This is a genomic window from Streptomyces sp. CWNU-52B, from assembly GCF_047444975.1.
In the GTDB taxonomy this organism is placed as follows: Bacteria; Actinomycetota; Actinomycetes; order Streptomycetales; family Streptomycetaceae; genus Streptomyces.
The window spans coordinates 122,290-136,589 of sequence record NZ_JBLFJV010000020.1; the positions used below are offsets into that span (position 1 = coordinate 122,290).

At 71.5% G+C, this 14,300-nt stretch carries 8 protein-coding genes; all 8 read left to right on the forward strand.

Annotation, left to right across the window (positions count from 1 at the left end):
• Nucleotides 1-282 precede the first annotated feature (282 nt).
• On the forward strand, nucleotides 283-1,143 hold the full coding sequence (locus ACLVWQ_RS20975) for a 3-hydroxyacyl-CoA dehydrogenase family protein (RefSeq protein WP_414110552.1): 861 nt from the start codon (nucleotides 283-285) through the stop codon (nucleotides 1,141-1,143).
• A complete protein-coding gene (locus tag ACLVWQ_RS20980) occupies nucleotides 1,143-1,832 on the forward strand; it encodes an O-methyltransferase (RefSeq protein ID WP_414110554.1) in 690 nt (229 codons plus the stop codon). Before ACLVWQ_RS20975 ends, ACLVWQ_RS20980 begins: the two co-directional genes overlap by 1 nt.
• Nucleotides 1,829-2,104, forward strand: a complete 276-nt coding sequence (locus ACLVWQ_RS20985) for an acyl carrier protein (RefSeq protein ID WP_414110556.1) — start codon at nucleotides 1,829-1,831, stop codon at nucleotides 2,102-2,104. Before ACLVWQ_RS20980 ends, ACLVWQ_RS20985 begins: the two co-directional genes overlap by 4 nt.
• Nucleotides 2,097-3,197 (forward strand): acyl-CoA dehydrogenase family protein, encoded by a 1,101-nt coding sequence (locus tag ACLVWQ_RS20990; protein WP_414110557.1) that lies wholly within the window; start codon nucleotides 2,097-2,099, stop codon nucleotides 3,195-3,197. The genes ACLVWQ_RS20985 and ACLVWQ_RS20990 overlap by 8 nt, the downstream gene beginning before the upstream one ends.
• A gap of 25 nt (nucleotides 3,198-3,222) precedes the next feature.
• Entirely contained in the window at nucleotides 3,223-4,314 is a 1,092-nt protein-coding gene (locus ACLVWQ_RS20995; RefSeq protein WP_414110559.1) for an HAD-IIIC family phosphatase, read from the forward strand.
• A gap of 86 nt (nucleotides 4,315-4,400) precedes the next feature.
• Nucleotides 4,401-6,260, forward strand: coding sequence for a BTAD domain-containing putative transcriptional regulator (locus ACLVWQ_RS21000; RefSeq protein WP_414110560.1), 1,860 nt, complete (start codon nucleotides 4,401-4,403; stop codon nucleotides 6,258-6,260).
• 136 nt (nucleotides 6,261-6,396) lie between these two features.
• Nucleotides 6,397-12,687, forward strand: coding sequence for a type I polyketide synthase (locus tag ACLVWQ_RS21005; RefSeq protein ID WP_414110561.1), 6,291 nt, complete (start codon nucleotides 6,397-6,399; stop codon nucleotides 12,685-12,687).
• Nucleotides 12,688-12,721: 34 nt separating this feature from the next.
• Nucleotides 12,722-14,300 (forward strand): type I polyketide synthase (locus ACLVWQ_RS21010; RefSeq protein ID WP_414110562.1); only part of this gene is annotated, 1,579 nt, incomplete at its 3' end.

Below are 14,300 nucleotides of genomic sequence, written 5' to 3' on the forward strand. Positions count from 1 at the left end.
CAAGGAACCTGTGCGAAATGGTCACCGGTTACAATCCTTGGCGCGGGGAATCAATTCTCTGGATCATCTGTAGTTGCCGTGCGATGGTTGTGTGCATGCCGACCTGGCGACGTATTTACGTTTTTGCAACATCGTATGCGATTCGCGTATGTGCGAACAATCTCCCTCCGAAATCTTCGAACGTAAAGCTGAGGTAGTTATGAGCGGGTCTGTCGTTCGTGACATCAGTCGGGGGCCGATACCGCCCTCTCCTGTTCCGGGGCGGCCGGGTGTGGTCGGCCGATGACGGAGAACAGGGACACACCGCGGCTCGCGGTGTTCGGCGCCGGAGTCATGGGTGTCGGTATCGCGACGCTCGCCGTCGGGCGAGGGGTGCCGGTCACACTGGTGGACGTGGACCAGGCGCGGCTGAGCACGGCGCCCGAGCGGGTCCGCGGCGAGCTCCGGCTCGCCCACATGATGGGAGCCCTGCCGCGGGGCGGACCGATCGGTGAGCTGCAGCTCGCCGAGTCCGCCGTGGCAGCGGCGGACGCCACCTGGGTGATCGAGGCGATCACCGAGGTCGCCGAGCTGAAGGCCAAGGTGCACAGGGAGATCGCCGCCGCGGTCGCACCCGGGACGCTGCGTGTCACCAACACCTCGTCCATCCCTGTCGACGAACTCGCCGACCAGGTCTCCTCCCCCGAGAGCCTGGTCGGCGTCCACTTCATGAATCCGCCCTACCTCATCGGCACGCTCGAGGTGATCCGCGGTCCGCGCACCGGTGAGCAGGCGATGTCGTCGGTCCGGGACCTCCTGTCCCTCCTGGACCGCAAGGGGATCGTGGTCGCCGACGGACCGGGCTTCGTCACCAGCCGCGTGCTGCACCGGATGATCAACGACGCGGCGAACGTCGTCGAGGAGGGTCGGGCCAGCGTCGAGGACGTCGACGCCCTGATGGAGGGCTGTCTCGGACACCCGACAGGTCCGCTGAGGACCGCCGACCTGATCGGCATCGACAACCTCGTCGACTCGCTCCTGGTGCTGCACGAGCGCACCGGGGACGAAGGCTGCCGCCCGAGCGAACTGCTCCTGCGCAAGGTCGCTGAAGGCAACCACGGCCGCAAGACCGGACGTGGCTTCTACGAGTACGGAGTCCACTGATGGCCGGCCAGGTGGAAGTCGACGAGGGACTGCTCGACTACGTGCGGTCGGTGTCCCTGCGGGACGACGAGATCCTCCGCGAGCTGGTGGCCGAGACGGCGGCCATGCCGGCGCTGAACGCCATGGTGACCATGCCCGAGGAGGGGCAACTGCTCGCCATGCTGGTCGGATTGACCGGCGCCTCCCAGGTGCTGGAGATCGGCACGTTCACCGGCTACAGCACGCTGTGCATGGCACGCGCGCTGCCGCCCGGCGGGCGGATCGTCACCTGCGACATCAGCGAGCGCTGGACCAGGGTCGCCCGGCGGTACTGGGAGCGCGCGGGAGTCCACGACCGGATCGAGCTGCGGCTCGGGGACGGCGCGGAGACCATGGGGACCCTGCTCTCCGAACGCGGTCCGGAGAGCTTCGACCTGGTCTTCATCGACGCCGACAAGACGAGCTACGCGCGGTACTACGAAGAGGCGCTGACCCAACTGCGCCCAGGCGGCCTGATCGTGCTCGACAACACGCTCTACTTCGGCCGGGTCGCAGATCCGGCGGCGGACGATCCCGACACCCGGGCCATCCGCGAGCTCAACGCCTCGCTGCTCGACGACAACAGGGTGGAACTGTCCCTGCTCGTCATGGCCGACGGCATCACATTGCTCCGTAAGAACAAGGTGCACCAAGAAGGGGACTTCTCATGACGGACTCGACAACCGAGCTGCCCGTGGCCGCCATCGAGCAGCGCATCGGCGAGTTTCTCGAGACGAAGACCAAGCAGACCTGGGAGCCGGAGGTGGACCTGTTCGCCTCGGGGGCGGTCTCCTCGCTCTTCGCGATGGAGCTGGTCGTGTTCGTCGAGAGCACGTTCGGCGTCACCGTGGAGGGCGCCGACCTGGCCATGGGCAACTTCCGCTCGGTGCGGACCATGAGCACGCTGGTGACCCGGCTCCGCAGTGGTGCGATAGATGCTTGACTCCCTGACCGCGCTGGTGACCGACACGGTCGCCGATGCCGCGAGCGAGTGGGACGTGGCGGGCGAGATCCCGGTCGCCGTCCTCAGAGGACTGGGCTCCAAGGGCGTGTTGTGCGCCGAGGCCAAGCCGGAGTTCGGCGGTCTCGGCCTGTCCGGGACCGACAACGCGGAGCTCACCGCGCACACCGGCGCGCTCTGCAGCTCGCTGCGCAGCGTGATGACGTCCCAGGGAATGGCCGCGTGGAGCATCCAGCGGTTCGGCGACAAGGCGCAGCGGGCCGAGTACATCGGCCGGCTCACCGGCGGTGACCTGGCGGCGGTGGCGTTCAGCGAACCAGGGGCCGGCAGCGATCTCGCCGCGATGAGCACCGAGATCCGGCGGGAGGGCGACGAAGTCGTCGTCAACGGCACCAAGACCTGGATCACGGTCGCCGCCTACGCCGACTGGATCATCGTGTTCGGCCGGTACGAGGGCGGGGGCGCCGCGGTCGTGGTGCCCGCGTCGGCTCCCGGCGTCCGGGTGACGCGAGTGGCCGACCCGCTCGGCTGCCGCGCGGCCGGGCACGCCTCCGTGGTCCTCGACGACGTGCGGCTGCCCGCGGAGAACCTGCTGGCGGTGGCCGGCCAGCCGGTCGTCATGCTGACCACCATCGCGCTGACCTACGGCCGTCTCTCGGTGGCCTGGGGCTGCGTCGGCATCCTCCGCGCCTGTGTCACGGCGGTCGCCCGGCACGCCGGGAACCGCGAGCAGTTCGGCCAGCCCCTGGTGCGGCATCAGCTGGTCGCCAGGCACCTGGCCGAGCTCTACGCGGCGGAACGGACGGCGACGTTCGCCTGTGAGCAGGCGAGCCGCAGCTGGGACAGCGGTTCGCCCGAGCAGGTGCCCGCGGCCGTCCTCGCCAAGCACGTCGCGGCCGGCAACGCCGCCCGGGGCGCGGCGTCGGCGGTGCAGGTGCTCGCCTCCGCGGGTGCGGCGGGTGGGCATGTGGTGGAACGGGCGTACCGCGACGCGAAGTTGATGGAAATCATCGAGGGCAGCAACGAGATCTGTCAGCTGATCCTCGCCGAGCACGCGGCCTCGACGGTGGCCTGAGCGCCTCGCACGGAATGGAGTTGGCATGTCCGAAGCACAGCAGATCGTGAAATGCCTGGTTTGGGACCTCGACAACACCCTCTGGAAGGGCACGCTCGTCGAGGACGGCCATGTGGAGGTCGACGACGCGATACGCAAGATCGTGACCGAACTTGACGCGCGTGGAGTGCTCCAGGCGGTGTCGAGCCGCAACGACCACGACGAGGCGTGGGCGCGGCTGGAGGAACTGGGCCTGGCCGAGTACTTCGTCCTGCCGCACATCGGCTGGGGCCCCAAGTCCGACTCGGTGCGCAGGATCGCCGAGCGGCTGAACTTCTCGTTGAAGACGATCGCCTTCATCGACGACCTGCCGACCGAACGCGCGGAGGTCCAGTACCACCTTCCCGACGTCCGCTGCTACCCGGCCGAGGACGCCGGCTCGCTGCTCGGGCTGCCCGAGTTCAGCCCGCCGGTGGTCACGGTCGACGCTCGCCGACGCCGCGAGATGTACCAGGCCGGCTTCGAGCGCGAGCTGGAGCGGGAGAAGCACGAGGGCGCCGACGAGGAGTTCCTGCGCTCGCTCGACCTGGTGATGCGGATCGGGAAGGCCAGGGACGAGGAGATCACCCGGGTCGAGGAACTCACCCTGCGGACCAGCCAGATGAACGCGACCGGCGTGCACTACTCCGACGCCGCGCTGCGCTCGCTGCTGTCCGACGAGGATCACGAGGTGCTCGTGGTCTCCCTGACCGACCGCTTCGGACCGCACGGCGCGGTCGGGGTCATGCTGATCGAGAAGGCCGAACAGGCCTGGCGCATCAAGCTGTTGGCGACCTCGTGTCGCGTCGTGTCGTTCGGTGCCGGCGCCGTGCTGCTGCGGTGGCTCACCGACTCCGCCGCGCGGGCCGGTATGCACCTCGTCGCCGACTTCAGGCGTACCGAACGCAACCGGATGATGGAAGTGGCCTACCGCTTCGCGGGGTTCACCACGGCGGAGTGCGCGTGTCTGGCCCCGTTCTCACCACCGGAGGGGACCGAGTGCCTGCATCTGGAGGCGACTCGCCAGAACCCGCCCACCACCATGCGCGTCCTTGCTCCTGAACCGCTCGTCGGAGGGCCGGAAGCGGAATGGCGCTAGGCGCCGAGCGGCCACCGGCCTGAAGCGAACACGGACGATCCACGGGGGTTTCCTTGCAGTTGTTGGTGCTTGGCTCGTTGAAGCTGATGGACAACCAGACACCGATCGCTCTCGGCGGCGGCCGACGTCGGGCCACCCTCGGTCTGCTGCTGCTCAACGCCAACCGCGAGGTGGCGACCAGCAGACTTCTGGAAGGACTGTGGGACAGCGAGGAGACCCCGCTGACGGCGAGGAAGATCCTGCAGAACGCCGTACGGGGTCTGCGGGTCATGTTCGCCGAGCACGCCCAGTCCGAGAACGGGCCGCCGACCCTGCTGACCTGCCCGCACGGGTACCAGCTCCAGGTGGACCCGGAGCGGGTCGACATGTTCCGGTTCCACCGCCAGGCGGAGGCCGGCCGCGCGGAGCTGGCGGCCGGCCGGCCCGGCGCGGCGGCCGTCATCCTGCGCGAGGCACTCGCCCTGTGGCGCGGGCGGGCACTGGCCGACATGGTGGAGGCCGGCCACTCCTGGACGGAACTGACGGCGCTGCAGAGCGCCCGGTTGAACGTCATGGAGGACTACTACGAGGCCGAGCTGGCCAACGGCCGTCACCAGGCCGTGCTGAGCGACCTGGAGGCGATGGTCGAGGCCGAACCGCTGCGGGAGAGGGCGTGCTATCAGCTGATGCTCGCGCTCTACCGCAGCGGTAGACAGGCCGACGCCCTCGCCGTCTACCGCAGGGTGAGGCAGCGGCTGGCCCAGCAGATCGGTCTGGAGCCCGGCCGGGAGCTTCGGCTGCTGCAGCACGCGGTTCTGGTGCACGACCCGTTCATCGCGGCCCCCGCCGGTCCGGTGCGAGCGGTGGTGACCTCCGGGTCCGGCCGCGTGCCGGAGCAGTACGAACGCCGCGTTCCCCCGTCGGCCCCGCCGGCCCACGGCGGCGGGGGAGGCAGCGTCAGCGCCGTGCTGATCCGCATGGACTTCGGGGACGGCAGCCGCGGCGCCGACCTCGGCCGGGCCATGGAGTGCACCGCGAAGACGGTGCGCGAAGAGGTGGAGCGGTTCGGCGGTGTCATCGCCGGGGCGACCGGCTCGGTCACGCTCGCCCTGTTCAAGCCCAGGTCCCCGCAGGAGGCCCGTACCGACCGGGCGGCCGGGCGGGCGATCGGCGCGACGAAGTCGCTGCGGCAGCGGATCTGTTCCGGCGTGCCGGACGGTGAGCGGCCCGAACTGCGGATCGCCGTGTCGACGAGGGACATCTCCGCCCGTCCCGACGAGTCCCACCCGGGGGCGCTGCCCGTCAACGGGTCCCTTCTCGTCGACTGCGAGTCCCTGCTCCAGTTCGCCGAGTCCGGGGAGATCGTGGTCTGCGACCGGACCAGGCGGCTGACGATGTCGGCGATCCACTACGGCTGGGAAGGCGGAGCGCATGCCCGCTGGACGGTCAGGGAACGGTGCCACGAGGCGGCGGTCCAGCCCGCGGTCGTCGACCGCGAGCCCGAACTCGCCATACTGAGCAGCCTGTTGGAGCGCGTCCGGCATCGGGCGCGACCTCATCTCGTCCTGGTCCTCGGTGACCAGGGCATCGGGAAGACGCCGCTCCTGGAGGAGTTCGAACGGCGGGTGGAGAACGCGTCGACCGTGCGGCTGGGCCCCGGTGGGTTCGTCACCGCACCGGACACGGCGATCCCCGCGGGGCAAGGCCCGCTCGTGGTCTTCGTCGACGATCTGCACCGGGCCGACAACGTTGTACTGGAGAGCATCGAGGATCTCCTCGACCCGCCGATGCCCATGCCGGTGCTGGTGGTCGTGGCGGCCCGGCCGGAGCTGTTCCGCAGGCGGCCGGGCTGGGGCGCGGGCCAGCAGCACGTCAGCCGGATGACTCTCGAACAGGCGACGCCTGTCCCGCACGGCGGAACGGCGCACGGGTGCGACACGCGCAGACTCTGTCAGCCCGTCGGCTGACCACGGTCTTGTCCGTTGGTCCGGGGAGCCAGTTTCGCCGCCCGATCTGAGGTTCTCGGACCCGACTGACCAGCACCACCGCACGGTTAACTGACGAGGCCGAGTACGAGTATTCGACCGGAGGAGCAACGGGACGATGGAGAACGAGGCCAAGCTGCGCAACTACCTCAAGCAGGCCGTCGGGGAGTTGCAGGAGACCCGTGACCGCCTGTACGAGATGCAGCGGGCCGCCGTCGAGCCGATCGCGATCGTCGGTATGGCATGCCGCTACCCGGGAGGAGTCGTCTCGCCCGACGGGCTGTGGGAGCTGGTGGCCGACGGGCGGGACGCGATCGGAGACTTCCCCGCCGACCGGGGATGGGACGTCGACGGCCGCTACGACCCGAACCCCGGCGTGCCGGGCAGCTTCTACGCACGGGGCGGTGGATTCCTCTACGAGGCCGCCGAGTTCGACGCCGAGTTCTTCGGGATCTCCCCGCGGGAGGCCCTGGCGATGGACCCCCAGCAACGACTGCTGCTGGAGACCTCGTGGGAGGCCCTGGAACGGACCGGCGTGGACCCGCAGTCCCTGCGGGGCAGCGACGCCGGGGTGTTCGTCGGACTCATGGGCCACAGCGGCCAGCACTACGGACTCGGCGCCGAGGAGTCCGGGCAGGGCGGTGACGGGTTCGGCGGCACCGGCAGCGCGGGCAGTGTCGCCTCCGGCCGGATCTCGTACCTGCTGGGCCTGGAAGGCCCGACGCTGACCGTCGACACGGCGTGCTCGTCGTCGTTGGTCACCATGCACCTGGCGAGCCGGGCCCTGCGCGCGGGAGAGTGCTCACTCGCCCTGGCCGGCGGGGCCGCGGTCATGCCCAGCCTCGACACGTTCGTGGACTTCTCACGCCAGCGCGGGCTGGCCGCGGACGGCCGGTGCAAGGCGTTCTCGGCGGCGGCGGACGGCACCGGATGGTCCGAGGGCGCGGGCATGATCGTCCTGGAGCGGCTCTCGGACGCCGTGCGGCTCGGACACCCCGTCCTCGCCGTGATCAGAGGCAGCGCCGTCAACTCCGACGGTGCCTCCAACGGCCTGACCGCGCCGAACGGACCGTCCCAGCAGCGGGTCATCCGCCGCGCCCTGGCCGACGCCGGCCTCGCCCCGTCCGAGGTGGACGCCGTGGAGGCACACGGCACCGGCACCAGTCTGGGCGACCCCATCGAGGCGCAGGCACTCCTGGCCACCTACGGCCGGGAACGGCCCGCCGAACAGCCCCTCTGGCTCGGGTCGTTGAAGTCCAACATCGGACACGCCCAGGCCGCCGCCGGTGTCGGCGGCGTGATCAAGATGGTGCAGGCGCTCCGGCACGGCAGGCTGCCGAAGACGCTGCACGTCGAGGAGCCGACCCCCGCTGTCGACTGGGCGTCCGGCCCGGTGGAACTGCTCGCCGAGGCACGGGCCTGGCCCGAGACCGGCCGGCCCCGCCGCGCCGCGGTCTCGGCCTTCGGGATCAGCGGCACCAACGCCCACCTGATCATCGAGCAGGCCCCCGAACCCGTACCGGCGACCGGACAGGCTGCGCAGCCGGCGCCCGTGCCGCTGCTGCTGTCCGCCTCCTCGGCGACGGCGCTCGCGGCCAGGGCGGGGCAGCTGCACGCCCACCTCACCGCCCACCCCGACGTGCCCGTGGCCGCTGCGCTCGCCACTTCCGCGCCCCAGTTGCTCCACCGCGCCGCGGTGACCGGCGACGACCCGCTGCCGGGACTGCGGGCACTCGCCGACGGGCGGCCGTCCCCGGACGTCCTGCTCGGCACCGCGCGCCCGCACGGCAAGACGGTGCTCGTCTTCCCCGGCCAGGGGTCGCAGTGGTCCGGCATGGCACTCGACCTGCACCGTGAGTCGGAGGTCTTCCGCGCCCAGCTCGACAGGTGCGCCGCCGCCCTCGCCCCCCACGTCGACTGGAACCTCCTCGACGAACTCGCCGGCCCGCTCGACCGGGTGGACATCGTGCAGCCCGCCCTGTGGGCCGTCATGATCTCCGTGACCGCGTTGTGGGAGCACCACGGCGTCACCCCCGACGCCGTGATCGGCCACTCCCAGGGCGAGATCGCCGCCGCGTACGTGGCCGGTGCGCTCTCCCTCGAAGACTCCGCCGCCGTCGTCGTCCTGCGGAGCAAGGCCATCACCCGTCTCGCCGGCACCGGCGGCATGGGCTCCGTCCAGCTCTCCGCCGCCGAGACGGCGCTACGGATCGAGCGGTTCGACGGCGCGGTGGAGATCGCCGCGGTCAACGGACCCGGCAGCACCATCGTGTCCGGTACGGTCGCCGGCCTCGAGGCCCTCGTCGCGGACTGCGAGGCCGACGGCGTACGCGCGCGGCTCATCCCCGTGGACTACGCCTCGCACTCGGCACACGTCGAAGCCCTGCGCGACGAGATCATCACGGCCCTGTCCGGCATCACGCCCCGCTCCACCCGGATCCCGTTCCACTCGACGGTCACCGACGAGGTACTGGCCGGCCCGGAGCTGGACGCCGAGTACTGGGTGCGCAACCTGCGCCACACCGTCAACTTCGCCGCGGGTACCCGCTCGCTCCTCGACACGGGGCACCGGGTGTTCGTCGAGGTCAGCGCGCACCCCGGGCTGACGGCCGCCATCGGCGCGACGGCCGAGGAGGCGGAGATCTCCGACGTGGTCGTCCTGGACTCGTTGCGCCGGGACGACGGCGGACCTGCGCGCTTCCGCACCGCGCTGGCCAAGGCTTACACGCACGGCGTGGACGTCGACTGGCACCTCCCGACCACCCGCGCGGAGCTGCCGACGTACCCGTTCCAGCGCGCTCGTTACTGGCTGACGGAGACCGCCGGGGCCGGTGACACCGCCGCGCTGGGCCTGCGGCCCGCGGACCACCCGCTGCTCGGCGCCGCCCTGCGCACGGCGGACGCGGACACGCTCGTCCTCACCGGACGGCTCTCGCGCACCGCCCAGCCGTGGCTGGCCGACCACGGGATCGGCGACTCGGTCCTGCTGCCCGGTACGGCGATGGTCGACATCGCCCTGCACGCCGGGGACCACGTCGAATGCGGGCACCTGGCCGAGCTGACCCTGCACGCGCCGGTCGTCATCGACACCGACCTGGACCTTCAGGTACTGGTCGGCCCGGACACCGGGAACGGCCGGCCGGTGAGCGTGTACACCGGGCCGAGCGGCAAGGACGACTGGACCAGGCACGCCGACGGCGTCCTGACCGCCGAAGCGCCCGAGGCACCCGGGGACCTGGTCTCCTGGCCGCCGCCGGGCGCGGTCGCCCTGCCGGTGGACGGGTTCTACGCCTCCCTCGCCGACCGCGGCTACACCTACGGCCCCGCCTTCCAGGGCCTGCGCGCCGCCTGGCGGGACGGAGAAGTGGTCTACGCGGCGGTCGAGTTGCCGGAGCAGCAGGAGACGACCGGCTTCGGACTGCACCCCGCACTGCTCGACGCGTCGCTGCACGCGGCGGGCCTCACCGAGGCGGACGGCGTCCGCATACCGTTCAGCTGGACCGACGTGCACCTGTACGCCACCGGCGCCAGGACGGTCCGGGTGCGGCTGTCCCCGGCCGGCCCCGACTCGGTCGCCGTCCTGGTGACCGACGAGTCCGGACAGCCGGTGGCCTCCGTCGCGGAGCTGGCGCTGCGGTCCGTGGACACGGCGGCGCTCGGACGGACGCGGACGGACGTCTCGGCGCTGTTCGGCCTGGACCTGGTGCCGGTCGAGCTGCCGGACCCGCCCGCGGAACAGGACTGGGTCACCCTCGCGGCCGACGGCCGGGACCGGCCCGACCCCTCGTCGCCGGCGACGGCCGCCCTGTGGGTCTGCCCCACCGGAGACCTCGAGGACGTCGTCGCCCGGACGCTCGACGTGGTGCGGGACTGGCTCGCCGAGGAGCACCTCGACACGATCCCGCTCACGGTGCTCACCCGGACCGACGACCTCACCCACCGCGCCGTCACCGGCCTGCTGCGCACCGCGCGCACCGAACACCCCGGCCGGCTGCGCCACATCGACGCCGACGACCATCCCCTCACCCGGAGCGCGCTGCCCGCCGCGATGGCCGCCGGTCATCCGGAACTGGTCCTGCGCGGTGGGCTCGGCGCGGTGCCGCGACTCGTCCGCGCGTCCGCGGCACCGGCGCTGGTGGCACCGCGGGACCAGCCGTGGCAGCTGTCCCTCACCTACCGCGGCGAACTCGACGGAATGTCGCTCAGCGCCTGCCCCGAGGTACTGCGCCCGCTGGAGGCGGGCGAGGTACGGATCGAGGTGCGGGCGGGCGGCCTGAACTTCAAGGCCGTCCTGCTGGAGCTCGGCATGGTGGCGCGCGACGAGTGGTCGTCACTGGGCGAGGGCGCGGGAATCGTGCGCGAGGTGGGTCCCGGGGTCACCGGGCTGGTGCCCGGCGACCGGGTGATGGGCCTGTTCACCGGCGGCCTGGGTTCGGTCACCGTCTCGGACCGCAGGCTCGTCGTCCCGATGCCCAAGAAGCTCTCGTTCGCACAGGCAGCCGGCGTTCCGGTGGTGTACCTGACGGCGTACTACGGCCTGTCCGACCTGGCCGGGCTCCGGTCGGGCGAGTCGCTGCTGCTGCACGCGGCGACCGGCGGAATGGGCTTCGCCGCTCTGCAACTCGCCCGGCACTGGGGCGTCGAGGTGTTCGGTACCGCCAGCGCCGGCAAACGCGACGTACTGCGTGCCTGGGGCTTCGACGACGAGCATCTCGCCGACTCCCGCAGCCTGGGCTATGCCGCCCACTTCGGCACCGGAACCGGCGGCCGGGGCGTGGACGTGGTGCTCAACTCGCTGGCGAACGAGCACGTCGAGGAGTCGTTGGCCCTGCTGCCGCGTGGCGGTCGGTTCGTGGAGATGGGCAAGACCGACATCCGCGACCCCGAGGAGATCGCCAGGCTGTATCCCGGCGTGCGCTACCAGGCGTTCGACGTGATGGAGGCCGGCCTGGACCGGCTGGGCGAGATGCTGGAGGAGATCCGGGTCCTGTTCGACGAGGGCGCGCTCCGGCCGATGCCGCTGACCACGTACGCCGTGCACCGGGCACCGGAGGCGTTCCGGTACCTCAGCCAGGCACGGCACGTGGGCAAGATCGTCATGACGCTGCCCACACCGCTCGACCCCGACGGTACGGTGCTGATCACCGGCGGGACCGGGGTGCTCGGCGGGGTCGTCGCCCGGCACCTGGTCGCCGAACACGGCGTACGCCGACTGCTGTTGACGAGCCGGCGCGGTCCGGCGGCCGACGGCGCGGCCGAACTGGCCGCGGAGCTGCGGGCGGCGGGCGCCGACGTCTCGGTGGTGGCCTGCGATGTCACCGACCGGCAGGCCCTGGCGGACCTGGTCGGGTCGGCCCACCGGCTGACCGGGGTGATCCACGCGGCCGGAGCGCTCTCCGACGGCGTGCTGGGGGCCCTGACCCGGGACGACCTCGACACCGTCCTGCGGACGAAGGCGCGGTCGGCGTGGGACCTGCACGAGCTGACCCAGGATCACGACCTCGCCCTGTTCGTGCTGTTCTCCTCGGCCGCCGGCGTGCTGGGCAACGCGGGCCAGGGCGGTTACGCCGCTGCGAACGCCTATCTCGACGGCCTCGCGGAACACCGGCGGGGCTTGGGACTGCCGGGTACGTCGATCGCGTGGGGCCTGTGGCAGCAGGTGAGCGCGATGACCAGCCATCTGGGCGACGCCGGCCGGGAGAGGGTGTCCCGGATGGGCCTGGACTCCATCACCGACGAGCAGGGCCTGGCCCTGTTCGACGCCGCACTCGCGTTCCACCGCTCGCTGGCGGTCGCGGTGCCGGTCGACGTGGCCCGGCTGCGGCAGAGCGGTCACGTGGTGCCCGACGTGCTGTCCGCCCTGGATCCGGGGACCCAGGTCCGGCGCCGGGTGGTGGAGTCGGCGGCCGCGACGACCCAGCGGGACCGGCTGCTCGAACTGCCCCCGGCCCAGCGACGCAACGAACTGCTGCGCCTGGTACGGGAGTCCGCGGCGGTCGTGCTCGGGTACAGCACGGCCGAGGCGGTCGACGGGGACGGCACGTTCAAGGAGCTCGGGTTCGACTCCCTGACCGCGGTGGAACTGCGCAACCGGCTGGGCAACGTCACCGGGCTGCGGATGCCGCCCACCGTGGTGTTCGACCACCCGACGTCGGCCGAGCTCGCCCGGTTCCTGGACGAACAGCTCGTACCCACCGAGGAGACGACCGTGCGGTCGTTCGTCGCGGAACTCGACCGGCTGGCAGTGGCGGAGCTCGACGAGAACGAGCGGGGCGAGCTCAGCAAGCGGCTGCAGGAGGTCCTGCGCCGGCTGACGGCGCCCGCCGACGCGGGCCAGGAGCGGGATCTCGAAGCGGCCTCCGACGACGAACTCTTCAACTTCATCGACAGCGAGCTCGACACCGCCTGATCCTGCGTGTCCGAACGAAAGAGGTCTGCCCGGAATGTCCACCAACGAGCAGAAGCTGCGTGAGTACCTGCGACGGGTCACGACGGACCTGCAGCGAGCCCAGCGGGAGCTGCGGGAGGCCGACGCCGCCGCCCATGAGCCGATCGCGATCGTTGGCATGGCCAGCCGTTTTCCGGGCGGCGCCGGCACCCCCGAGGACTTGTGGGAGCTGGTCCGGGACGGGCGGGACGCCCTCACCGACTTCCCCACCGACCGTGGCTGGGACCTCGACCGGCTGTTCGACCCCGATCCCGACGTGCCGGGCACCACGTACCTCACGCGGGGTGGGTTCCTCTCCGACGCGGCCGACTTCGACGCCGAGTTCTTCGGGATCTCGCCGCGCGAGGCCACGGCGATGGACCCGCAGCAGCGGCTGCTCCTGGAGACCTCGTGGGAGGCCCTGGAGAACGCACGCATCAGCCCGGCGTCGCTGAAGGGCAGCGACACCGGTGTGTTCGTGGGTGTGGTTCCGCAGGAGTACATGCCCCGTGCGGGGGAGGCCCCCGAGGAGCTGGAGGGCTTCGTGCTCACCGGCGGCACCACCAGTGTCGCCTCGGGCCGGATCTCCTACACCCTGGGTCTGCTGGGACCGACGATGACGCTGGACACGGCGTGCTCGTCGTCGCTGGTGTCGATCCACCTGGCGGAGCAGGCGCTGCGGAGCGGCGAGTGCGGCATCGCCCTGGCGGGCGGCGTCACCGTGATGTCCGGACCCAGTGTGTTCGTCGGCTTCGCCCGGCAGCGTGGGTTGGCTCAGGACGGCCGGTGCAAGGCGTTCGCGGCCGCGGCGGACGGGACGGGTTTCTCCGAGGGTGTGGGGATGCTGGTGCTGGCGCGGTTGTCGGTGGCTCAGGAGCGTGGGCTGCCGGTGCTCGGTCTGGTACGGGGCAGTGCGGTGAACTCCGACGGTGCGTCCAACGGGCTGACGGCTCCCAATGGTCCTTCGCAGCAGCGGGTGATCCGGTCCGCGCTGGCGAACGCGGGGCTGTCTCCCGCCGAGGTGGACGTGGTGGAGGCGCATGGCACGGGTACGCGGCTGGGTGACCCGATCGAGGCGCAGGCGCTGCTGGCGACGTACGGCCAGGCGCGCACGGCCGGGTCGGACGACCACCCTCTCCTGCTCGGCTCGCTGAAGTCGAACATCGGCCACACACAGGCGGCCGCCGGTGTCGCGGGTGTGATCAAGATGGTGATGGCGATGCGGCACGGGGTGGTGCCGAGGACGTTGCATGTGGATGAGCCGTCGCCCGCGGTGGACTGGTCCTCGGGTGCGCTGGAGCTGGTGACGGAGGAGCGGTCCTGGCCGGAGACGGGGCGGCCGCGGCGGTCCGCGGTGTCCTCCTTCGGTATCAGCGGGACGAACGCGCACGTCGTTCTGGAGCAGGCGCCCGTGGTCGAGCCGGTGCCGCTGTCGGCGCCCGAGTCCGAGCCGGAGTCCGAGCAGGCACCCGTAGGTGAGGCCGGGTCGGTGGTGTTGCCGGTGGTGCCGGTGGTGGTGTCGGGGCGTTCGGTGGGGGCGTTGCGGGAGGGTGCGGGGCGTTTGGCTGGTGTGGTGGCGGGTGGTGGTGTGGGTG

What these genes read in the sequence shown, in the direction of transcription:
- ACLVWQ_RS20975 (WP_414110552.1), top strand. Translation starts at nt 283, where the DNA reads ATGACGGAGAACAGGGACACACCGCGGCTCGCGGTGTTCGGCGCCGGA.
- ACLVWQ_RS20980 (WP_414110554.1), top strand. Translation starts at nt 1,143, where the DNA reads ATGGCCGGCCAGGTGGAAGTCGACGAGGGACTGCTCGACTACGTGCGG.
- ACLVWQ_RS20985 (WP_414110556.1), top strand. Translation starts at nt 1,829, where the DNA reads ATGACGGACTCGACAACCGAGCTGCCCGTGGCCGCCATCGAGCAGCGC.
- ACLVWQ_RS20990 (WP_414110557.1), top strand. Translation starts at nt 2,097, where the DNA reads ATGCTTGACTCCCTGACCGCGCTGGTGACCGACACGGTCGCCGATGCC.
- ACLVWQ_RS20995 (WP_414110559.1), top strand. Translation starts at nt 3,223, where the DNA reads ATGTCCGAAGCACAGCAGATCGTGAAATGCCTGGTTTGGGACCTCGAC.
- ACLVWQ_RS21000 (WP_414110560.1), top strand. Translation starts at nt 4,401, where the DNA reads ATGGACAACCAGACACCGATCGCTCTCGGCGGCGGCCGACGTCGGGCC.
- ACLVWQ_RS21005 (WP_414110561.1), top strand. Translation starts at nt 6,397, where the DNA reads ATGGAGAACGAGGCCAAGCTGCGCAACTACCTCAAGCAGGCCGTCGGG.